The following is a 22,536-nucleotide window of genomic DNA, read 5'->3' as shown; positions in this document are numbered from 1 at the left end:
AGATGGAAACTTCGCATGATCAGGAAAAGAAAATGGAACTTCGCCGCGGGGTGCTGGTCTTTGTGGTACTGGCAGTGTTGACTGTCATCGAGTACTTTCTGGGCACTCACGGTGCTCCCGGCATCTTCCTGTGGTTGATTGCCCTGCTAAAAGCAGGTCTGGTGATCTGGTTTTATATGCACATTCAACGCGCATTCCGCGAAGAAGGAGGACATTAAATGGCAACGCAAACCTCCGCGGTGGAACACATGCACTCTTACGCGTACAAGCTGCGCACGTCCCGCATCGGACTGTGGCTGTTCATCCTCTCCGATTCGTTTGTGTTTGCAGGGTTACTGGTAACGCGCTTCTACCTGCTGGGTGGACACCGCCCTGAACTGGAACAAATGGTGGGGGTGATCGTCACCTCGGTTTTACTCATTTCCAGTTTCTTCATGAACCGCGCCGAAGTGGAAATTTCACGCGGGAACCGGAAAGGCTTCATCACCAGCACCGCCATCACCATGGCGCTGGGTATTGCCTTCTTGATTGGTGTGGTGGGCGTGGAGTGGCAAATCGCTCCTTTCGGTCCCGCCGATGGCGCACAGGGGGCGGTGTTCTACATGATGACGGGCATGCACGCCTTTCATGTGCTGACCGGTGTGGTCTTCCTCGGCATCATCCTGCGCAACGGTCTGCGCGGACACTACAGCCCTGAACGTCACTGGGCAGTGGAAGCGGCGGCAAACTACTGGCACTTTGTGGATGTGGTGTGGATTTTCTATTATCCAGCGCTGTACCTGATCGGAACGCTATGAGAAAGTATGCTTTCTGGCTGGGGCTTGGGGTTTTCATCGCCCTGCTGGCTGTGGCAGGGCTGGCGCTGGCGCAACCGTATCGCCTGCGTGGCTCCATTATAGACCCACCCCAGCCAGCCCCGCCAATTGACCTGAACGGCTTCGACCTCTCCGCTCAACGCGGCAAGGTGGTGCTGATTTTCTTTGGGTACACCACCTGCCCGGACGTCTGCCCGGCAACACTGGGGGAGATGAAGCAGGTCCTCCAGCGACTGGGAGCACAGGCAGAGCGGGTTCAGGTCGTATTCGTCACCGTGGATCCCCAGCGGGATACCGCCGAAAAGATGCGCACGTACACAGCAGCGTTTGATCCGCGTATTACAGGAGTGACCGGCACAGAAGAAGATCTGCAACCCATCTGGCAGGCGTACGGTGTGTACCGGGAGATCCGGCAGGGCGGCACAGCGGCGGGCTATCTGGTGGATCATTCGGCGCGGGTTTATCTCATCGACACCGAAGGGATGCTCCGGGCAACCTATTCATTTGGAACGCCCGTAGAAGATATTCTTTCCGATGTTCGTTTTTTGCTCAAACCATGAAGATGTGGAAAGCCGTTACCCTTCGCCTGATTTTCTCGCTCATCCTAGGTATGCTGGGGGCATGGGGGGTGAATGAGATTTCCTACCAGTTGCTCAAAGACCCGAATGCCCGCGATCAGGCACGGCGCATTGAACTGGTCATCCCCAGCGGGACGGCTGAGAAAATTGCCGCGGGTGAGCCGGTGCTGTCTCTGCCAGAAAAGATGACTTTTGTGGAAGGCGATTTACTGGTGGTAAAAAACCTCGATTCGGTCAGCCATCAATTAGGTCCAGTGTGGGTACCGCCGCAATCCAGCGGGGTGCTGGAAGTGGGCAAAGCCAATACCTATCAGTATGCCTGCACCTTCCAGACTTCGCGGTTGTTTGGCATTGAGGTCAAACCCAACCTGACGACGGAAACGCGTATTCAGGGATTGGTCCTGATGGGATTGCCCTCGGCGGCAATGCTGTGGCTGTACAGTTTTCTGATTTTTCCTGTCCGTTCGCGGGAGGAATCCTCCTCATGAAAACTGCTGCGCTGACCCAGGAAAGACGAACGACACATCCCTTCTTCAGTCTGCGCTGGCTGGGCACCACTGTGCTGGTACTGCTTGCCGCCGCAGTGATGGTGCGCCTGGGTTTGTGGCAACTTGACCGGCTGGAACAACGCCGTGCCCGTAACGCCCTCATCCTTCAAAACGCCAGCGCTCCAGTGTTGAACCTCAACAACGCTCTGTTACAGGGTGAAACCCGCTGGGAGGAAAAAGCATTCCGTCTGGTGGAAGTCAGCGGTGTTTACCTATACGAAGAAGAGGTTCTCTTGCTCAATCAGGTCTGGGAAGGACAGCCGGGGTATCACCTGATTACCCCCCTGCACATCACCGGAACAGACACGGTAATCCTCGTTGATCGCGGCTGGATACCGCTGAATCAGGGAGATGAGAATCAGCGCGCCGCCTATCGCCTCCCGGGCGAGGCGCGCCTTCAGGGACGGCTGATGCCCTCCCAAATGGAACCCCGCTGGGGCGGCGGGGGCGACCCTGTGCTTCCCGAAGGCGGCAGACTGACGGCGTGGAAATGGCTCAACGTGGAGCGTATATCCCGACAGATATCCGGCAGACTTTTACCGGTGTATATGCTGGCGCTTCCCGATGACTCAACATCCGCTTTACCCTATCGTGCAGACACCTCCATCGAGGTGAGCGAAGGTTCACACCTGAGTTATGCCCTGCAATGGTTTTCTTTCGCACTTATTTTGCTGGCAGGATACCCTTTTTATGTACGCAAACACCTTTCGGAATCCGCTTAAATCTTTCCGCTGGCTCATCGGGCTGGCGCTGGTGCTCACCCTCGCCATGATGACCGCAGGCACGCTGCTCCGCCTGAACAGCGGGGCGCAAGCCTGCCCGGATTATCCCACCTGTTACGGGTCCTTTGCTTTACCCGCAGACCCGGCACAAGCCACCTCCATGCTTCACCGGTGGCTGGCGGGGACGTCTTTCCTGGCACTGCTGGGAGCGCTGATTGTGGCGGGAGTGCATCTGCGCGCTCAACGCGGCATTCTGATCGCCACCCTTACCGCTACCGCTTTGTTTGCGATTCAAATTCCCCTGGGAGCCATTCTGGTCCTCGGTATGGCGGCACAGATGTCTTCTGCCCTGCACTTCCTGCTCTCCATGCTGGCGCTGGGCGCATTGACTGCAGCATTTGCACTCACTCATCAAATCTCGCCTGCCCCCACCCATGCCCTGCGCTTTACCTCACCCTTTGCCCGCCTGACCCTGTGGAGCAATGCGGCAGGACTGGCATTGTTAACCAGCGGAGCGCTGGTCAGTGCGCTGGATGCCGGAAAAGCCTGCGCAGAATTTCCGGTATGTCTGCCCACGGAACCGCTCGGCTGGCTGGCGCTGGTACACCGCGCCCTGATGCTGATCACAGGGACACTGGTGAGCGTGCAGTTTGTTCTGGCGTGGCGTTCGCAACGCAGTCAAACGCTGACCCTGCCTGCCGTGACAGCAGGATTCATCCTCTTCTTCGGGCAGGGATTGATGGGAGCGCTGATGGTTTTGCGCAATTTTCCGGTTGAACTGGTGGGTGTCCATGCACTTGCCACCGCCGGATGGATAATCGCGAATACGCTGAGCCTGCTGGCAGTGGGACTGGCAGGACGCACGGCAGAGGACGAATCACTTGAAACCCGGGAAACGCTCCCTCTGCGAGAGCGTCTGGGCGACTTCTACCGCCTGAACAAACCCATCATTGTCCTGCTCCTGCTGGTGACAACCTACGCAGGAATGGTGGTAGGTGGAAAGCGCCTGCCTTCGCTGGAATTGACCTTCTGGACAATGCTGGGTGGCGCCCTGGCGGCAGGCGGAGCAAGCGCGCTGAATCAATACATTGACCGCGAGGTAGACAAAGCCATGCAGCGTACCGCCAAACGCCCTATCCCCTCCGGACGGATGAAACCTGCCGAGGGACTGGCTTACGGCATTGCCGCCTGTCTTGCCGCCTTCTTCCTGCTGGCAGGGTTTGTGAATTTGCTGGCGGCACTGCTCTCACTGGCGGGCATGGTGTACTATGTGATTCTGTACAGTCTGTGGCTCAAACATGCCACTGTGCAGAACATCGTCATTGGTGGCGGCGCCGGGGCAATTCCGCCGCTGGTAGGCTGGGCGGCGGCAACCGGCAGTCTGAACATCCCCTCGCTGTTTCTCTTTGCCATCATTTTCTTCTGGACCCCGCCGCATTTCTGGGCGCTGGCGCTGGTGCGCCGCAACGATTACGCCCGCGGGGGTGTCCCCATGTTGCCGGTGGTGAGAGGGGAAATGGAAACACGCAAACAGGTGTTCATCTACACCCTGGAACTGGTCGGGCTGACACTGCTCATCCCCCTGTTCAATCTGGGGGGCAGTATTTACCTGATTTCTGCGCTGGTGCTGGGTTTGTGGCTCATTGGCGTGGCATGGCGGGTGCTGAAACAGGGGGGAAATAAAATCGCCTGGACGATGTACCGCACCTCCAGCATGTATCTGGCTTTCCTCTTCCTGGCAATGGTCATTGACGTGCTGGTGTGAAGCACCTGTTTAAATAAAAGCCAAACGCTCCCTTGAGACCAGGGAGCGTTTTTATTCCAGATGTTCTTTGATTTTTTGCGCCAGTTCCGGGGTAATGCCCGGGGCGGCGGTTAATTCTTCCAGACTTGCCTGCCGGATGGCTTCCAGCGAACCGAAATGCTGTAACAACCAGCGGCGGCGCGCGGGACCAATGCCGGGAATGGCATCCAGCACGCTCGCCATGCCCTGTCGGGTGCGCTGTTTGCGGTGCGCCGTAATGGCAAAGCGATGGGCTTCATCACGGATCCGCTGAAGCAGGTACAACCCCTGCGAGTGCCGCGGCAACAGGATAGACTCACTGCGCCCCGGCAGAAAGAGTTCTTCGTTTTGTTTGGCAAGTCCCACCACCGGCACTTTTCCGGACAAACCAAAGGATTCCAGCACCTTGACAGCGCGGCTCAGTTGCCCCTTTCCGCCGTCCACAATCAGCAGATCAGGCAGAATGGTGAAAGCAGGGTCCAGTTTGGCACCGGGTTCAAACTGTCCTTCCTGCGCCGCCTGCCAGCGTTTGAAGCGCCGGCTGAGGGCTTCTTCCATACTGGCAAAATCATCCGGACCCTGGACCGAACGAATGTTGAAATGACGATAGTTTTTCTTGCTTGGCACGCCCTGCTCAAACACCACCATGCTGGCAACAGTGGCTGTGCCCTGCGTGTTGGAAATATCGAAACACTCGATTTTGTTCGGCGGAGCGGGCAGGTTGAGGGCTTGCTGAATCTCCGCCAGGGCTTGCTGCTGCTTGTTGGTATCGGCTTCCCACTGCGCCCGCAAAGCGGAAAGAGTCTCAATGGCGTTTTCAGTTGCCATCTCCACCAGTTCGCGTTCCTCGCCATGATGCGGCACCACCAGTTGCACCTTATCCCCTCCGCGACGGGTTTTCAGCCACTGCTCGATGATCTGGGCTTCTTCGACCTCATGGGGCAAGAGCACCTGATCGGGCAGGGTTGCCGCTTCGGAGTAGAACTGCTTGATGAACTGCGCGACAATTTCGGCTTCCTTTTCCTCCTGCGTCCCCTCCAGGATGAAGTACTCCCGCCCGATTAATTTCCCCGAGCGGATGAAGAAAATTTGCACACAGGCTTCTCCGTTGGTGCGGGCAATGGCGATGACATCGGAGTCCATCTGTTTGCTGGAGATGACACGCTGTTTTTCGACAATTTTCTCAATGGCAAAAATCTGGTCGCGGATGGCGGCGGCGCGCTCGAACTGCAGGGCTTCGGCTGCTTCTTCCATCTCTTTTTGCAGGCGGGTAACGATGGGTTCAGTGCGCCCCTGCAGGAAGTCGCACAGGTCTTCGATCATCCTGCGGTATTCGGCTTGACCGATAGCGCCGATACAGGGCGCGGTGCACAGTTTGATATCGTAATACAGGCAGGCACGGGCATCCTTGCCGGTGATTTCACGATCACAGGTCAGATAAGGGAAGATGCGACGGAGGACGTCAAGAGTCTGGTGTACCGCCCACACGCTGGTGTAGGGTCCAAAATAACGTGAGCCGTCCTGAACCATCTGGCGCGTGACGGTAACTTTGGGGAAAGGTGCCGCCCAGTGCACTTTGATGTAGGGGTACCGCTTGTCATCCTTGAGACGGATGTTGTAGCGCGGGCGGTATTTCTTAATCAGATTCATCTCGAGGATGAGCGCCTCGAGTTCGCTTTCCACTACAATCCAGTCAATATGCGCAATGTGGCGCACTAACTGGCGGGTTTTGAAATCCTTGGGACTTTCGTTGAAATAGGAACGCACCCGGTTGCGCAGGTTGACTGCCTTGCCCACGTAAATGACTTCCCCGGCTTCGTTCTTGTAGATATAACAGCCGGGACGGGTGGGAAGGTTATCTAAAATTTGCTGAAGGTGCTCAGAGATGGCTTTCATCGCACGTCCGAATCATCCCAGAGTCATGGCGCAACCATCGGCGCGGGGATCGGAGCCTGCCCACAGCACCCCCTGTTCGGGGTCTCGATAAATGACCTGCCCGCGTCCAAACAGGGTGCGCCCGCTTCCGCTGACCGGGCGGATGTTATGCCCGCGATCTGCCAGTGCCGCCATGCTCTTCACCGGAATCCCCTCTTCCAGCGCCACCACACTGCCGCTTTCATCCGGCTCGATGCAGAAACGTGGACGATCAAGAGCCGCCTGCGGGTCCAGATGGTCATCCACCAGTGCCACCGCCACCTGTAGATGCCCCTGCGGCTGCATGAAACCGCCCATTACCCCGTAGCAGGCAAACAGGCTGTCATCCTCTTCGCGGGTTGCCATTGCCGGGATAATGGTGTGATAGGGACGCTTGAAAGGTGCCACCTGATTGGGATGCCCCGGAATCAGACTGAAGTTGTGCCCGCGGTTTTGCAAACTGAAACCCCATCCGCGCGGAACAATGCCTGTCCCAAATCCCATGTAGTTACTGTTAATGAACGAGCAGGCATTCCCCTGCGCATCCACCACTGCCAGATAGACGGTATCGCTGGAAGCAAACGGCACCCCATGACGCACTGTCGGATTGGCGCGCGCCGGGTCAATGAGTTTACGGCGTTCCTCTGCATAGGCTTTGGAGAGCAACTCCTCCAGAGGAATACGGGAAAATGCCGGATCTGCCACATAATGCCGGGCATCGGCAAACGCCAGGCGCATGGCTTCGATGAGCAAATGCAGGCGTTCAGGTGAGAGCGGATCCAGGCGGTGTAAATCGTAGGTTTCCAGCAGGTTCAACGCCATCAAAGCGGCAATGCCCTGACCGTTGGGCGGGCACTCCCAGAAGCGAACGCCGTGATAGGTTACACTGATGGGTTCTTCCCAGGTGCTTTGATGTGCCGCCAGATCCTCAAGGGTCAGGCACCCCCCTGCCTCGCGCACCACCTCAACAATGGCATGGGCAATTGCACCCCGATAGAAGGCATCCTTGCCTTCAATGGCGATCATGGTCAGCGCCTGCGCCAGGCCGGGGTTGCGGAAAATCTCTCCCGCGCACGGACCCCGTCCAGTGAGGGTTAATTCCAGCCCGTTCACCGCCGAAGCCAGTTGCTGGGTAGCGGCACGCTGCCAGAGATATGCCGTCTGAGGCGCAACGGGGAAGCCTTCCTGTGCCAGTTCCACAGCAGGGCCCAGCACTTTAATCATCGGTAAGCGCCCAAAGCGCTCTACCGTATCACACCATGCGGCGCATGCCCCCGGAACGGTGATGGTGTATGGATGAAACCGCGGTAGCGTCTGCCCAAAACCCTCGGCCTGGAGACGCTCCAGCGTCAACGCGGCTGGAGCACGCCCCGAGCCGTTTAGCGCATACACCTTGCGAGTGCTGGCTTCGTAGTAAAGGCAGAATGCATCTCCGCCCAGGCCAGTACTGCCCGGTTCCGTCACATTAAGCGCTGCAGCAGTAGCCACAGCGGCATCGGCGGCATTTCCACCCATCGAAAGTACCTTTAACCCGGCGGCAACGGCAAGCGGCTGAGAGGCAGCGACTATGCCATACCGGCTGATGACCGGCGAACGGCGTGAGGTAAATTCAAATAAATTGCTCTCCATAGCAATTTGATTCTATCATCAATCCAGACCGGTTACAGATGTGAAGTCCATCCTTGCAGTTGCACAACAATTGGATTGAAAACGCTTGCAGCCCACAAAATCTCCGATTAAGATAAAATAAAGAGGACTTTGTTTTCAGGAACGTGGATGCTGGCAACTCTTCCAGGTCGTAGTTTTCCACTCGGTGCAACCATTTCCCCCAAGGGTGTCAATTTCAGCCTTTACTCCCGCGGGAGTACGCGGGTTGACCTGTTGCTGTTCGATTCTGCCGACGATGCCAGACCGGCAGAGGTCATTCCCCTGGATCCGCGTAAGAATCGCACCTTCCATTACTGGCATGTCTTTGTTCCCGGGCTTAAGGCAGGGCAAATCTACGCCTACCGGGTTCACGGCCCCTTTGCTCCAGAGAAGGGATTGCGCTTCGATCCTGCCAAAGTCCTTCTTGATCCTTATGGAAAAGCGGTCGTGTTCCCACGCCAGTACGATCGCAGGGCAGCATGCCAGCCGGGAGATAACACCCCCTATGCGCTGAAAAACGTGGTGGTGGATACCTCCACCTATGACTGGAACGGCGATTATCCCCTGCACCGCCCCTTTGCCCGCACGGTGATTTACGAAATGCACGTGGCGGGCTTTACCCGTCACCCCAGTTCCGGAGTTCCCGAAGGAAAGCGCGGCACGTTTGCCGGGTTGATCGAGAAAATACCCTACCTGGTTGATCTGGGCATCACCGCGGTAGAACTTTTGCCAGTGTATGCCTTTGACCCGCTGGATGCACCGCCCGGATTGAGCAACTACTGGGGGTACAGTCCCATTTCGTTCTTTGCCCTGCATCCCTTCTACAGTTCCCGGCAGGACCCGCAAGAGGTGCTCAACGAGTTTCGTGACATGGTCAAACTGTTGCACCGCGCCGGCATTGAAGTCATTCTGGATGTGGTGTACAACCACACCACCGAAAACGGTTCGGATGGACCCACCCTGTCCTTCCGGGGCATTGCCAACGACGTGTACTACATGCTGGATTCTAAAGACCGCTCTCGTTACGTCAATTACACCGGCACGGGCAATACCCTCAACACCAACCACCCTGTCGTCCGGCGCATGATTCTCGACAGCCTGCGTTACTGGGTCTCTGAAATGCACGTGGACGGGTTCCGTTTTGACCTCGCCTCTATCCTCTCCCGCGATGAATACGGCAACCCTGTTCCCAATCCGCCCGTCCTGCTGGATATCGAGAACGACCCCTACCTGGCGGGGACCAAACTCATTGCCGAGGCGTGGGATGCAGCCGGGCTGTATCAGGTGGGGAACTTCGTGGGAGACCGCTGGCGGGAATGGAACGGCAAATTCCGCGATGACATCCGTCATTGGGTACGCGGAGATGCGGGCAGTATCTACGCATTCCCCAACCGCATGCTCGCCAGCCCCGATTTATACGGTCACGAGGAAAAAGAACCCGACCAGAGTATCAACTTCGTCACCTGTCACGACGGCTTCACCCTCAACGACCTGGTGTCCTACGAACACAAGCACAACGAAGCCAACGGCGAGAACAACCGCGACGGGCACAATGAGAATATCGCCTGCAATCACGGGGTGGAAGGTCCTTCCAACGACCCCGAAATCGAGCGCCTGCGCGAACAGCAAATCAAGAACTTTTTTGCTTACGCTCTGCTGGCATTGGGCGCACCGATGATTCAAATGGGCGACGAAGTCCGCCGCACACAGCGCGGCAACAACAATGCTTACTGTCAGGATAACGAAATTTCCTGGTTTGACTGGCGGCTGGTTGAAAAACACGCCGAACTTTTACGGTTCGTTCGGGAATTGATTCGCTTCCGCCTGCACTTTGCCTCGGACCCTGAGGACGATTTCAAATCGCTCTCGCAGATTCTTCAGGAAGCCCGCATCACCCTGCACGGCACACACCTTAACCAGCCCGACTGGAGTCCGCATTCGCACTCTCTGGCAATGACGGTCAGCAATGGCGGCGGGCGCCTCATTCACATGATTTTCAATGCCTACCACGATCCGCTGACCTTTGAATTACCCGCACTTGCCAGTGGCGGGCACTGGCGTCGTGTGCTGGACACCAGTCAGCCCTCCCCTGACGATTTAATCCCACCCTTCCGCGCACCCCGTTTACATTCCACCCACTACCGCGCCGAAGGGCGCTCGGTGGTGGTACTGGTGGCGGGACTGGACGAAGAATAACTCACCGCAAACGTTGAATTTCTTGCTGGAAAATGCGCCTCGCAATGGCAATGGTGGTGGCGTAGGTCGAATCCATGCCATAGTAGGACAGTGTGCCCGCACCCAGATTTTGCCCTTTGCTCAAGGGCGTATCCGAAGCGTAATGGAGAATGCCCAGATCGAAGGGCAGATCGCTCAGGTTGACCAGTTCATCCACCGGATGGCGCTTGGGGCGGGACATTTCATACACCGCCGAAAGGTACGGACCGGCTTCCATTTCAATATCGGCATATCCTTCACGATAAAACACGTCCATAATGCGAGAATTTTGCAGGAACGTCCCCAGCACGCACACGGCTTTCTGATTGTCCAGCACTGCTCCGTAAACAAGGTAAGGAAGCACATCCGCGGCGGTAAAGCAGTTGCGGAACAGATAGGTATTATGGGAATGCTCATCCTGTACCACAGAAGGAATCATCACATCACCGCGACGGGCGTTCAGCGTGGCGGCTTTGCCCATGATGTACACCCCCAAAATCTGTACGGCTTGCTCGGCAATCTTGGAGAGTAAATGATACGCCCCCAGCCCCAGCGGATAATCAATGTTCAGTATCAGCGCATTGCTGTGACGCAAGAAGTCCAGATCCAGTCCAGCCTGTAAACGGGGATCAAAACGGGCAGGATCAAGACGGGAAAGGTCAATCACCTGCGCTTCCAGATCAAATGAACGCTCAGAGGGAATCCGCAAAATCCCCAGGGCACGTTCCTCATCCAGTTGTTCCTGCAAGGCATGCGCCCCTGCAGGACTTTGCTGGTATTTCTTTAAGGCATAGTACAGAAAATTTTCGCGGCTGGAACGTACCTGCCCCTTCTGGATATCGCGCCACTCATTTTTCAATTCCGGACTGGACTCCTCGATAAACCGGGCAATGGCATCTTCATGCCGCAGGGCATACCCGGAAAGCAGATTGACAAGGCTGTGGGTATTGCTGGAGATGAAGTACAACGGACGTTCGCCCAGTTGCGGGCATACTGTTTCCAGGTGTTCCCACCACAGGTGTGTGGCACGCTGATAGGCGCTTAACGAACCCGAGAGCAACCTCACCCCCAGATTCATCTTTTGCGCACGAATGCGCTCCAGCATGGCTGTAAACTGTCCCCCCCACAGGGTGCGCAGACGCCCCAGATCTTCCACGCTGAGCCGCAGCACATCCGCCAGACGCAGGAAACGCTGTGGATCTACCGCCGCATCTGCCAGTGATTCGCCTTCCGGCACAGCAGAAAGCAGCAAGCGCATCTTGTTCCACTCAATCTGGTAGGCAGTCAGAGCAGGCAAAATATCCTCGATATCAGATCGCGAAGCGATGTAACATGCCAGGGTGCTCTGTCCATCGAAGAAACAGCGCCGCCGCCGCGCCCGGGCGGTGACTTCCTGCCAGGTTTCGATGTTACCATAACCATGGCGCATGAAAACTTCCTGGCTTTGCCCAAGGATGACCGAACGCACAGCGGGCATGCAATCGGGCAGGCGCAACATGGCATAGATGAATGCCGAGAGGTCGGGTTGAGGATCACGCGCATGCGGATGGAGCAGGGAATTCATGCCCGCATGGGCTTCTTCCAGCGTGCGGATGGATACCTCTGCGGTAGAACGCAGCAGAGAATACAATGTGGCACGGTACAGTTTAATTTCTTCGCTGGTAGCACTGGGGACAGTTCTTTCCATGGTGAGGATTATAACGCAGAGTGAGGAACGCCGGAAAAACAAATCGCAAGACTAAATATGCTATATTTTATCCAAATAATGATATAATAAATTGGTAACCTAATAAAAGTACAGGAGGCAAAAAGATGTCTGAATGCGCTTGTGGCGGTACCTGCGGGTGCGGCAGTCATACTGAAGAGACGACCGTATATCTCTCGCGCGAAGAATACATTGCCCGGTTAGAGCAATATTTACTGGATTTGAAAGCGGAAATTGCTGCAGTGGAGGCTGAACTGGTAGAACTGCGCCAGACAGCATAATTTTCCCCACCGTTTAATGGTTTACCGGTAGAGCCCCCTGAAATGCACAAACATCTCAGGGGGCATGTTCGTCAGGGCGTCATCCCGGGAAGCAAAGCAGGCAGGACTTCGTTAATGAAGCGGGCAATTACCGGAGCGATGAAGATCAAATACCCCACGAACAGGAATGCTGTAACAATTAATTGAATCACAAAGAAGTGCCCGTACACGGTCAGGGCGCGAATCCAGAAACTGCGGCTGACCAGACCCGTGCGGGGCCATTCCTGCCGTAAGAGGTTGACCACGCTGCGGTTGGTGCTGGAAACTTCCTCCATGGCGCTGCGCAAGGCGGAATTTTCATCTTCCAGCACGCGAATCTTGGCTTCCAGATCGTTCAGGTACTCCACCAGTTCGTTGATATTTTTGAGCTGGTTGACGGTAATAGGCATGCTTCACCTCCGTTTTTACCCGTTTTCTCCCCAGATTTTGATGAGTTGTATATAGAATTGCACCATTCGTGCCAGCGTCTCAATGGAAATGTGCTCATTGACACTGTGGATGGTCTTAAGTTCTTCCGCAGTGATCATCATCGGGCTGAGACGGTAAATTTGCTCGCATATGGGTTGATAATGACGGGCATCGGTGGCGCCGGCAACCAGATATGGCGCACTGATGGCTTCAGGATAAACCTGCCCGAGTGCCTGAAGAATACCCTGAAACGCCGCCGAATCGGTGGGAGAAACCCGGGAGGCTTCCCATGCCCTACCCTGTGGCAGATTAATCTGCACAGCATCATCGGCAATCACCCGCCGGGCAAATGCCACCACATCCGCAACACGATCGCCGGGCATCAGCCGGAAGTTAACCTCCGCCGTGGTGCGGGCAGGCAGGACATTATCTTTCACTCCTCCCCGGACCATTGTCACTGCCGTGGTGGTACGGATCAGCGCATTGGTGCGGGGATTGGCTCCAAGCGCACGGCTGATCAGCGGACGGAACAGCCACAGGTTGGCAAACGCCAGCCGCAGTCCAAAAGGCAAAAAAGGCGCCAGAAATTCAAACATGCGTCGTACCAGGTATAAACGTGCAGGGAAGGGCGCATTTTCCAGACGGGTGATGGCGCACGCCAGCACGCCAATGCCTGTATGTCTGGGGGGCATGGAGGAATGTCCGCCGGACGATTCCACCGTCAATTGAAGAGTGGCATACCCCTTTTCGGCAGTGCCGATGAGCGCCACAGGAAAACGCACCCCGGGAACAACCCCGCCGCTCAGAATGGCGCCGCCCTCATCCAGCACTGCCGCGAGGCGGGTATTGTACGCCTGAATACGACCGGCAATTTGCGCCGCGCCCTGAAACCCGCCGATTTCCTCATCATGTCCAAAAGCCAGCAAAATAGTGCGCACGGGTTGATAGCCCTGTTTCAAGAGGGTTTCCACTGCCTCCAGAACGGCAACCACGCTGTTTTTGGTATCCAGCGCGCCGCGTCCCCACACCGCCCCCTCTTCAATATGTCCATCAAAAGGCGGGAATTTCCAGGCATCCCGGGTTTCCGGATCAACCGGCACCACGTCCAGGTGGCCGGCAAACAGCACCGGATCGAGCGTTTCATCTTTGCCCTTCCAGATATAGAGTAAACTCAAGCGATTAACCACTTCCACCCGCAGAGTCGCATGTACGCGCGGATACAGCCGCTCCAGTTCACGGTGCAGGTTGAGGAAAGCCTGGGCATCCACAGGTTTTTCCTCCGCCTCTGAGATGGTGCGATGGCGCAGGACTGCGGCAAGATGCTCTGCCACAATCTCCCCATCCACAGCCGGCAATTCCGTTTCCGGGATGGGCGGTGGGACTTTACCAAACAGTACCGTGCGAATTAACAAAAAAGCGAGGAAAAACAACGCCAGAACCAGCGCAAGGATCCCCAGACTTTCCAGCATCTCGCACTTCCTCCTCAACAGATGACGAATTAACCTCAGTATAGCAGAATTGTTAACCGGCAAGGCAAAAAAGAGCACCAATGTTATCCATTTACTGACTATAATCATTCAGAGAGGTGATGAAATGGAAGAAATTCTTTCTTTACCCATACACGGAATGGATGGCTCCCCGTTGACCAACACCTTTTTCCGTCAAAAAGAGGGCACAGATGAACTGGCGATCTTCTTCCCGGGGCGCGGCTACACCTGCGCCATGCCCGTCCTGTACTACCCCACACGGCTGATGATTGCCCGCGGTGCGGATGCTTTGACCATTGAATATAACGCCTCGCGAGCCCCCGGTTTTGATCAACTGGATATGGAGGAGCGCCTGCGCCTGCTGGGGAATGACGCCCGCAACGCCTTTGAGGTGGCAATGGCTCAGCGCGACTATCAACGGGTGGTGCTGTTCGGGAAATCGCTGGGGTCTCTGGTGCTGGCATGGTTGCTGGTGCATGAAGCCGAGTTGCTCCACGCCACCTACGTGTGGCTTACTCCGCTGGTGCGGGTGCCTTTCCTGCGCGAAGCCGTGCGCCGTACCAAGCCCAGATCGCTCTTCATCGCCGGAGATGCTGACCCGCTGTTCGATGCAAGCGCCATGCAAGACCTGATGAAACACGGCGACTTTCATCTGCTGGTGCTGTCAAACGCCAACCACAGTCTGGAAGTGGAGGGAGACCTTGACGCCACTCTGAAAGGAATGGCGCTCATTTTGCATACGCTTGACGAATTTTTACAGAAAGGCTGATGGCTATCCCTCTTATGCGTCCCAAATCCCTGCCATGGATGGTGTTCCTGCTCGTGCGTGTGCCGCTCTTGCTGGCGCTTCCCTTTGACGGACTGCGCGGATATGGGGATTTTTATCACTTCTACCGTCTGGCGCAACTGCCGGGACTTCCTTTTGTGAATTACTGGGTGGAATTTCCGCCCCTCTTCCCCTTCCTGCTGGAAGGGCTGGTGCATCTCGCTCCCCGAGAAAACGCCTTCACATATCTCCTGGTAATTCTTTTGACCGGTGTGGATGTAGCCAGCATTGTGCTGTTCCAGCGCCTCACCGAGCATCTGTCCCTCCCCGATGGCGACACCCGCGCTGTACTCTACGCTGCGCTGATCGCCGGGCTGGCTTACACCTGGTGGTATTTTGATAGCCTGTGCGTGTTCTTCACCCTTTTGGGACTGCACGCTTTGCTCTCCTCACGTTCAGACGCTCAAACCGGCGTAATTATCGGGCTGGGTATGCTGACAAAATGGTTCCCGGCGCTTGTTCTTCCCACAATATGGCGCAGCGCGCCGCCGCGGCGGGCAATCACCATCACCCTGACGGCGCTTGGGCTGGTGGCAGCGGTGTATGGCAGTTTATGGCTTGTCTCACCGGAGTTCACCCGGGCTTCCCTGCAATCTCAATCTGCCAAAGGATCGTGGGAGACCGTGTGGGCATTGCTGGACGGCAACTGGGGCACAGGAAATTTTGGAGACCTTGCGCTTCGTTTTGATCCACAAGCCGCTGTCCAACCCATGGGCAACCCTGAGCGCATTCCTGCGTGGATTCGTTTGCTGGGCATCGGTGGATTGGGGTTTATCCTGTATTTGCGACATCCAGTGGCTTCTCCAAAAAACAGCCTGACTCTGGTGGGGCTGACATGGGCGCTTTTTTTCCTCTGGTCGCCGGGGTGGAGTCCTCAATGGGTGCTTTACCTTATCCCGCTGATTTTGCTCAGTCTGCCCCTGCGGCAGGGTTTACTGATGAGCGGCACGCTGACGCTGGTCAACCTGCTGGAATGGCCCCTTTTGCTTTCCCGGGGATGGTTCCAGTGGCTGGCACTTCCCGTTGGACTGCGCACCTTTTTGCTCATCCTGCTGGTTGTGGTATGGGTGAAGCATTCCCGTGCAACTTCTTTGCCCTCAAATCCGTATTGATTCTGGAAGGATTTTCTGTTACTCTGATTACAGATTTCTCAATAGAAAAGGAGAGGCTTCAATATGAGCGAATACACCAACACCGCCGGTCAGCGGTTGGATTTACCTGAACCTGTAGTGACCCTCTCGGGGCGCACCATGGGCGGGGCAGATTATCAGATCATTGGCACTGTGATGCAGGCGCTCACCCTGCGGATGAAACCGGGCATGGGCTTTTACACCGAGGTCGGCTCGCTTTCGTGGATGAGTCAGGGCGTGCGCATGGACACAAACCTTGGCAAAGGCGGGTTGATGGGCGCACTGGGGCGCGTGTTTACCGGAGAATCGCTGTTTGTGGTCAACTACACAGCGGAAATCGAAGGCGCCATGGCGACCTTCTCCTGCGACTTCCCCGGGAAAATTATTCCGGTCAATCTGGCGCAGGGGCAGGCAATGATTGCTCAGAAAGATACCCTGCTGGTGGCAGAACAGAGCGTCAACATGAGCATTGCCTTCCAGAAACGCCTGGGAGCGGGCTTCTTCGGCGGCGAGGGCTTCATCCTGCAAAAATTTGAGGGTCCCGGAACCTTCTTTGCCAGTTTCGACGGCGAGATCGTCGAATACACCCTGCAGCCCGGCCAGAAAATGCTGGTGGACACCGGGCACCTGGCAATGTTTGAGCCGACTGTGACCTACGATGTACAACTGGTCAAAGGGGTAAAGAACCTGCTCTTCGGCGGCGAGGGACTGTTCCTTGTCAGTCTCACCGGGCCGGGGCGCATCTGGCTCCAGACCATGCCGATGTCGAAACTGGCGGGAGCCATCCGCAAGTTCTTGCCGGCGGCAGAGGGGAAAAGTCAGGGCGGAGTGAACATCAATCTGGGCGGTTAAATCAGCATCAGGCGCCGCTTATCCGGCGCCTGATGGTTTTCTAAAAGAAACCGCTGGACTACCTTGCCAGATCGGCAATTAAAATCCAGCCAATGATCGTGCGTGTTTCGCCGACATATTCCACCAGCAGACATTCCCGCGAGAGGGTGTCGAAGCGCCGTTCTGCAGGAAGCAGACGTACCACTGCGCCTTCTGGGATCTGGGCAATGCCGGTAAACTCCTCGTAACAGCCATTGCGGGCCCATACCCGCCTCGCCAGCGAGGCGGTGAGGGGCGTGGGGGTAATGGTGGGCGTCTCGGTGGGACGCGGTGTCGGAGTGACTGTGGCGGTCGGCGTTGCTGTACGGGTGGGAGTGGCAGTTGCTGTGGGAGTAGGTGTCGCCGTGGGAGTCAGGGAAAGAATGTAACTGCGCACCTGTCCCACTCCCAACCCGATGAGAAAGACCACCAGCGCCAGTGCCAGCGCCGCACCGGCAATTTTCAATCCCAGCAGGGTGCGGGTGTAGACCGAAAGGGCTTTGTTCAGTTCAATGATGTTGGGATCGTTGGGAAAACGCGCCCGCAGGTCGGCGCTCATGCGCGCCGCCGCTGAGGGCCAGTTCGGGTTGGTCTCCAGCACAGCGCGGGTCTGTTCCAGCGTGTCCTCATAGCGGGAGATTTCCTGAAACGTTTTCTCCACCTCGCGTTGAAGATCAACAAATTCCTCGCTCTGATAGCCCAGACCGGTTAATTGCTCCAGCAATTGCCGCGCCTGCCGGATGCGACTGCGGGCTGTTTCCAGCGTCTGCGCCCGCACTGCCTGTACGCGCAACTGACGCACCTGATCCATCAAACTGGACGCCAGCCGCGGGACCGCGGCTTCCAGTTGCGCGCGCAACTTTTGCAGGGTTGGGTTCTCGCCGTACTTCAACACCAGCGTTTCGATGTTGCTCTTCGCCTGAGTGACCGCGCGCGGATCCAGCACGGTGGCATTGAGCGCTTCAACGCTGGCTTGAATCTGCTCGCGTTCGCGCAGAAGCGTCTGCAAACGCTCATGATAGCGGGGCAAACCGGTGGCTTGAGCGGCGGTCTCCACCCGGTCTATCCCCTCCTCCAGTTGTCCCTGGGCAAACAACTGCAAGCCCTCATTGAAGACATTTTCAGCGTCAATGTTCTGCTGGAGTTTCTGCTCAAACTCCGTTCCTTCCTGCCAGCGCTGAATGCCATATTGCTGAAGGATATTCTGAGCCCGCTGGAGAAGGGCAAGCGCATCCTGATACCGTCCCAGTCGCGCCGCCGATTGGGCTTTGCCAAACGCCGAAGCGGCTTCGGCAGGGAGTGCCACCGCCGGAATGTATCCGGTACGCAGGTAGCCTTCAGCCTCATTGCGGTGCTGACGGGCGCGTTCCCAGTCAGGCTCAATGGCAAGCACCTGATCATACAGGCGAATGGCATCGGCATAACGTCCTCCGTAAAAAAGGCGCTCTGCTTCCTCCATGGTTTCCTGAGCATAGGGATTATGCTGGCGTTCCTCACTGCGCGGGCGGGTAGATCTGGATGCAGAAGGGGCTTCCGGGACTGTCGCATCCCGCAGAGGCGTTTCCGGGACGGGTTTCACCTCGCCGCCGCGCAAACGTGCCCGCAGTTCCTGAAACAATCTCTGCGCGCGGGTGCGCTCGGCTTCCGGCAGTAAGGCAAAACCACTTTCATGCATGGCATCGTCAAGTTCAATGGAGAGCCGGCGCAGTTCGTTCACGGGGGTGCTGGCATCAGCCAGTTGTTGTTCAATTCGGTCAAGCAAAGAAGTATCCATAGTCATTCCCATTGAAATAGGGTACGGGAATTATACCGGTTTTAGCGCAGGTCAAGGTATGCCCGTTTGAGATCGGCTTTCAAATCGCTGACGCTGGCGTAACTTCCCGCCAGCAACTGCTCCAGAATGGCAAGCACCTGAGTGGAAAGGCGCTGGTCATCAAAGGTCCACTGGGCGCGGTACTGCTGTGCGGCTTGCTCAATCTCTTCCGGGCGGGTAGGTCCCAGAGGCAGAGCGCCGGGAGCAGGGCGTCCGGTGAGGATGTGATGTAACCCGCGCGCGCCCAACTGAACCAGATCCATGCTGATTTCCACCGACGTTAAGCCCCCGGGATGATAACGAGCAACATTCCAGTCAATGATAAATACGCCGTTCCGGGCAGTTTCCCAGTAATAATGCAGAATTTTGTGATCGCGGTACACAATGTTATGCTGGTGAGCCGCTTCGAGAATCTCGCAAATTTGAATGCTCATCATCAGTAACTGCGGGACGGGCAGTAAACGTCCCTGGGTGATGCTGGCATCACACATCAGCAAAAGGTTGTCCTCGCGACGGCGTTTCTGCACCAGCAGGTAAGGCAACCAGCCTTCCCGCACCCGCTGATCCAGTTGCTCCAGAAAGGTTTCCGCTCGATCCACTCCCATACGCACAGCATCGCCGCGCAGGGCTTGAATGGCGCCCAGATTGTGATCCGGCGGAGGGTCAAAGCCCTCGCCCATCCAGAGGAAACCGCATTCCAGCATGGGGTTGACGCCAGATACTCCCTGCAAAATGGAAAGGACGCGCACCTCTTCACGGAAAAGCGGCAAGGCGTATTCGGCTTTATCCATGCGCATGAGTTTCAAGGCGGCTTCCTGCTGTTCCCCGTTTCCCGCAAGGTAAGTAGCCCGGTACACTCGCGCCGATGAGCCGCGCGCTTCCGGCGTCCACGCATCCATCGGCTCCAGGAAATGAATGGCTTGTTCAGGACCAAAACGGGTTTCCTGAATACCCTGAAGGGTCAAAGGCACAGGCAGGGACAGATGAGGATACAAACGTCTCTGGACTTCCTCAGCGCGTTCAAATTCGGTGAGCCAGGGCAAATCGGTCACCAGTTCAGGCTGGGAAAGGAGTAAATCGCCGGGCCAGGTGCCACGGCGCACGGCTTTCAGCCCTTCCAGAATACCATCCAGCCATCCGGCACTGCCCACCTGATTGCGCATTTCCCGCCCTTCGTATTCCCAGCGGGTGACGCATTCGCTGAGGTGTTCCTGTTCCTGCGGTCCACTGTGCAATTGCTGAAGCCACTGGGGTGCTTTTTGAAGCGCGCTATCTGCACGCAACAGTCGGCGACGATCCGGGTCTAGCAAGAGCAGGCGACGTAACTCCTGCTGAGCATGGACAAACTCCCGCCTTCCCCAGTTTTCCAGCACCTCCTGCACCTGCTGTCGCAGAGGGGCGAGGGCGCGACGCAGGTCCTCGCCTGCGCCGGGCAGAAATCGCTCGATCTCGGGAATGAGGGCTTCGGCATCTCCGTAGAGAAGCGTGGTGTGAGGCGGCAGTGGGTCCACCTGCACCCAGTTGAAGGTCACCGAGCGCAGTTGATCTACAAGGGCACGCAGGGCAAGTGTTTCTTCGTCTTCCGCATTGTTGTCTTCCATGCGTTGAAGGGTGGACTGCAGAGTGAACAACACCCGCTTCAGCACTGGCAGAGGACGCACATTCACGTCGCCCTCCGGCAGTGCCAGCGCGCGTACCTGCTCCACCACTTCCTGCCAGTTTTCCGGCTCGGAAGCGTTTTCCAGGAACACCAGCATGTACCAGAGGACATTTTCCCACTGTCCCATGGCGGCATGTTGAACGGCTTGCAGGATGGCTTCTTTATGCGACGGCTGTGCCTGCCGGGCAAAATCCGCCAGCCGGGCAATCACCTGCCACATGGCACTTTGACTGCCGGGCAATCCTTCCGCCCAGCGGCACACCGAGCGGATGGTCTCCATATCCCCCACGGCAGCAAGGTTGGCGCTGATGCTTCCCGCCATGCGGAGAGCATTTTCATAATCAGGAATTTCGCCCACTGCAATCAAACGGGCATGCACATCTTCCAGGGCTTCGCGCAATAATCCCTCTCCGAGAGTGGGGGAAAGCAGGCGCATTTCTTCTTCTCGCAACTGGCGCGCCTGCCGTTCAGCATCCAGGCGCAGGCGCTCAATGCGCTGACGCAAAATCTCCACCCGGGAAGGCATTTCCCGCAAATCCGGGAGCCCCGTCGTCCATTCCAGCCGTTCCAGCAGGGCAGGATGCACCTGCCAGAGAAAGCGTCCCATCTCTTCCCAGAACTGACGCAGGTCCTCCATGGGGGAGTACCGTGCTTTCCGTCCACCTTCGTTTTTTTCAATCACCCTGCCGTTGCCCCAGTCGATCAGGGTCACACAGGTTTGATACGGATTCCAGAAAAGGTGATCGGGTTTGACATCGTTCCAGAGGATGCCCTGGATGATTTGATTGTTCCATTCCCATTCAGTCGCATGGATCAGGGCAAAGACATCCAATACTGCGGCAAGCGCGGCAAGAATGACCCGTTCCGGTACCGCTCCCTGTTTTGCCAGATGGCGCAGGAAATTTTGTTCAATGGGAGAGTACCCTGCCATTTCGGCAGGTGAAAAGCCCATTTGGGCTACACGGGTGAGGGTGGAAAGATCAAATCCGTCAGCGCGCTCGATAACGATGAAAAGATTTTCGGAGAATTCCGTGCCGGGCTTACTCACATCCAGCAGGCGCGGTGTGCGCACCCGCCCCTGCAATGGCTTAAGAATGTATTCCAGCGCCTGTAAAATGCGCCCCTCGGTGCGTATCTGCTCAGCCTGACGGCGAATCTCCCCCAGAAAAACACTCCGCCGCGGGCGTTTGAGAATGGCTGGCTCATGGCTGACCAGCCCCTCCACCAGATAAACCTCGCCAGCGTCCCCCTCGCCGAGTTTCTGGATGAGGCTCCACGCGGCAGATTGCCCCGCGACAACCCCGTTCTCAATCCCCAGTGCGCTCATGCCAGAGTAAAATGCAGTTCATCCCGCCCGGCGGTGACGCTGGAGAACACCTTGCGGGCTTCAGTTTCGGCGTGAATGCGGTCTTCGAGGGTGGGGTACTGAGTAGGATCAAAGTGAATCAGCACCAGTTGACGGGCTTCGGCTTCGCGGGCAATGCGCGCCGCTTCAGTGGGGGAAAGGTGGGGCCATTCATCGTTGTGCGGCGTGCCGGGCGCCTGCGAGCATTCGGTCAACAGGATATCAGCATGCTGTGCCAGTTTGACGGCGTTCTCGCAGTAACCGGTATCGGTGCAATACGCCAGAACTTTGCCGTCCACCTGCAAACGATAGCCAAAGCACGGCTGAGAGTGAATCAGAGGTAAAGCCAGCACTTCAAAAGGCAGATGTTCTATTTTCCCGGGCTGACTCTCCACAATGTGAACGGGGTAGCGCAGACCGGAAAGCGGCACCGAATACACCGGAGAAAGCAGGGATTCCAGCGCCCATTTTGTGCCGGGTTGTCCAATGATGGTCAGCCCATGCTGAAACTGGAATTTGGCGAGAGTATGCAACCCGATTAAGTGATCCAGATGGAAATGACTGAGGAGCAGGTATGCCGGGCGATCCCCGCGGATAAAGCGGTCAAGTTTGGCAAAGCCATAACCGGCGTCCAGAATGACATCGCAATCGGGGGTTTGTACCAGCACACAGGGGGTATTGCCCGTGTACGTGTCAAACCAGCCATTTGTGCCAAGAAGCGTAACCTGAACAGGACTCATATGCGCCTCGA

19 protein-coding genes are annotated in these 22,536 nt (G+C 56.8%); 11 read left to right on the top strand and 8 right to left on the bottom strand.

The window, feature by feature from the left end:
* Positions 1-2 precede the first annotated feature (2 nt).
* The 6 genes from LHF31_RS04460 to LHF31_RS04435 are packed head-to-tail and all read left to right on the top strand — an operon-like array spanning position 3 to position 4,428.
* Entirely contained in the window at positions 3-218 is a 216-nt protein-coding gene (locus LHF31_RS04460) for a cytochrome C oxidase subunit IV family protein (protein WP_298005020.1), read from the top strand.
* Positions 219-797 carry a cytochrome c oxidase subunit 3 gene (locus LHF31_RS04455; protein ID WP_298005018.1) on the top strand — a complete coding sequence of 193 codons (579 nt, stop codon included), beginning with the start codon at positions 219-221 and terminating at the stop codon, positions 795-797.
* The gene (locus tag LHF31_RS04450; protein WP_303773658.1) at positions 794-1,375 is read left to right on the top strand and encodes an SCO family protein; all 582 of its coding nucleotides are present in this window, start codon (positions 794-796) and stop codon (positions 1,373-1,375) included. The genes LHF31_RS04455 and LHF31_RS04450 overlap by 4 nt, the downstream gene beginning before the upstream one ends.
* On the top strand, positions 1,372-1,881 hold the full coding sequence (locus LHF31_RS04445) for a hypothetical protein (RefSeq protein ID WP_303773716.1): 510 nt from the start codon (positions 1,372-1,374) through the stop codon (positions 1,879-1,881). The genes LHF31_RS04450 and LHF31_RS04445 overlap by 4 nt, the downstream gene beginning before the upstream one ends.
* Positions 1,878-2,663: an SURF1 family protein gene (locus LHF31_RS04440; RefSeq protein WP_298005010.1), complete on the top strand. Its 786-nt coding sequence runs from the start codon at positions 1,878-1,880 to the stop codon at positions 2,661-2,663. Before LHF31_RS04445 ends, LHF31_RS04440 begins: the two co-directional genes overlap by 4 nt.
* A complete protein-coding gene (locus tag LHF31_RS04435; RefSeq protein WP_298005007.1) occupies positions 2,632-4,428 on the top strand; it encodes a heme o synthase in 1,797 nt (598 codons plus the stop codon). Before LHF31_RS04440 ends, LHF31_RS04435 begins: the two co-directional genes overlap by 32 nt.
* A gap of 51 nt (positions 4,429-4,479) precedes the next feature.
* On the opposite strand, the gene uvrC is transcribed toward LHF31_RS04435, so the two are convergent.
* Positions 4,480-6,342, bottom strand: a complete 1,863-nt coding sequence (uvrC, locus tag LHF31_RS04430; protein WP_298005004.1) for an excinuclease ABC subunit UvrC — start codon at positions 6,340-6,342, stop codon at positions 4,480-4,482.
* 12 nt (positions 6,343-6,354) lie between these two features.
* Complete coding sequence (locus LHF31_RS04425; RefSeq protein WP_298005000.1) at positions 6,355-7,989, bottom strand: gamma-glutamyltransferase family protein; 1,635 nt, start codon at positions 7,987-7,989, stop codon at positions 6,355-6,357.
* A 147-nt stretch (positions 7,990-8,136) separates the two neighbouring features.
* On the opposite strand from LHF31_RS04425, the gene glgX reads away from it, so the two are divergent.
* Entirely contained in the window at positions 8,137-10,203 is a 2,067-nt protein-coding gene (gene glgX / locus LHF31_RS04420) for a glycogen debranching protein GlgX (protein ID WP_298004998.1), read from the top strand.
* A 1-nt stretch (position 10,204) separates the two neighbouring features.
* Here the strand turns inward: glgX and LHF31_RS04415 are convergent, their stop codons facing one another.
* Positions 10,205-11,908 carry a hypothetical protein gene (locus tag LHF31_RS04415; protein ID WP_298004994.1) on the bottom strand — a complete coding sequence of 568 codons (1,704 nt, stop codon included), beginning with the start codon at positions 11,906-11,908 and terminating at the stop codon, positions 10,205-10,207.
* 125 nt (positions 11,909-12,033) lie between these two features.
* On the opposite strand from LHF31_RS04415, the gene LHF31_RS04410 reads away from it, so the two are divergent.
* Positions 12,034-12,207 carry a hypothetical protein gene (locus LHF31_RS04410; RefSeq protein WP_298004992.1) on the top strand — a complete coding sequence of 58 codons (174 nt, stop codon included), beginning with the start codon at positions 12,034-12,036 and terminating at the stop codon, positions 12,205-12,207.
* A 71-nt stretch (positions 12,208-12,278) separates the two neighbouring features.
* On the opposite strand, the gene LHF31_RS04405 is transcribed toward LHF31_RS04410, so the two are convergent.
* Both LHF31_RS04405 and LHF31_RS04400 read right to left on the bottom strand, forming a co-directional pair.
* Positions 12,279-12,635 carry a hypothetical protein gene (locus tag LHF31_RS04405; protein ID WP_298004988.1) on the bottom strand — a complete coding sequence of 119 codons (357 nt, stop codon included), beginning with the start codon at positions 12,633-12,635 and terminating at the stop codon, positions 12,279-12,281.
* A 15-nt stretch (positions 12,636-12,650) separates the two neighbouring features.
* Positions 12,651-14,123: a M20 family peptidase gene (locus LHF31_RS04400; protein WP_298004986.1), complete on the bottom strand. Its 1,473-nt coding sequence runs from the start codon at positions 14,121-14,123 to the stop codon at positions 12,651-12,653.
* 124 nt (positions 14,124-14,247) lie between these two features.
* Between LHF31_RS04400 and LHF31_RS04395 the strand changes: the two genes are divergently transcribed.
* The 3 genes from LHF31_RS04395 (at position 14,248) to LHF31_RS04385 (ending at position 16,949) form a co-directional block, all read left to right on the top strand.
* Positions 14,248-14,910 (top strand): alpha/beta hydrolase, encoded by a 663-nt coding sequence (locus tag LHF31_RS04395; RefSeq protein ID WP_298004982.1) that lies wholly within the window; start codon positions 14,248-14,250, stop codon positions 14,908-14,910.
* On the top strand, positions 14,910-16,079 hold the full coding sequence (locus tag LHF31_RS04390) for a hypothetical protein (RefSeq protein ID WP_298004980.1): 1,170 nt from the start codon (positions 14,910-14,912) through the stop codon (positions 16,077-16,079). The genes LHF31_RS04395 and LHF31_RS04390 overlap by 1 nt, the downstream gene beginning before the upstream one ends.
* 63 nt (positions 16,080-16,142) lie before the next feature.
* Positions 16,143-16,949 carry a TIGR00266 family protein gene (locus LHF31_RS04385; protein WP_298004977.1) on the top strand — a complete coding sequence of 269 codons (807 nt, stop codon included), beginning with the start codon at positions 16,143-16,145 and terminating at the stop codon, positions 16,947-16,949.
* A gap of 58 nt (positions 16,950-17,007) precedes the next feature.
* Here LHF31_RS04385 and LHF31_RS04380 read toward each other — a convergent pair whose 3' ends face one another.
* Genes LHF31_RS04380 through LHF31_RS04370 form a run of 3 tightly spaced genes read right to left on the bottom strand, consistent with a single transcriptional unit; the run spans position 17,008 to position 22,525 of the window.
* Positions 17,008-18,741: a hypothetical protein gene (locus tag LHF31_RS04380; RefSeq protein WP_298004974.1), complete on the bottom strand. Its 1,734-nt coding sequence runs from the start codon at positions 18,739-18,741 to the stop codon at positions 17,008-17,010.
* A gap of 41 nt (positions 18,742-18,782) precedes the next feature.
* Positions 18,783-21,767: a hypothetical protein gene (locus LHF31_RS04375; protein WP_298004971.1), complete on the bottom strand. Its 2,985-nt coding sequence runs from the start codon at positions 21,765-21,767 to the stop codon at positions 18,783-18,785.
* The gene (locus LHF31_RS04370; protein ID WP_298004968.1) at positions 21,764-22,525 is read right to left on the bottom strand and encodes a ribonuclease Z; all 762 of its coding nucleotides are present in this window, start codon (positions 22,523-22,525) and stop codon (positions 21,764-21,766) included. The genes LHF31_RS04375 and LHF31_RS04370 overlap by 4 nt, the downstream gene beginning before the upstream one ends.
* Positions 22,526-22,536 lie beyond the last annotated feature (11 nt).

The organism is Anaerolinea thermophila (assembly GCF_020723905.1).
Taxonomy (GTDB): domain Bacteria; phylum Chloroflexota; class Anaerolineae; order Anaerolineales; family Anaerolineaceae; genus Anaerolinea; species Anaerolinea thermophila_A.
Note: the sequence above shows the minus strand (reverse complement) of the source record. Positions and strands in the feature narration are given on the sequence as shown.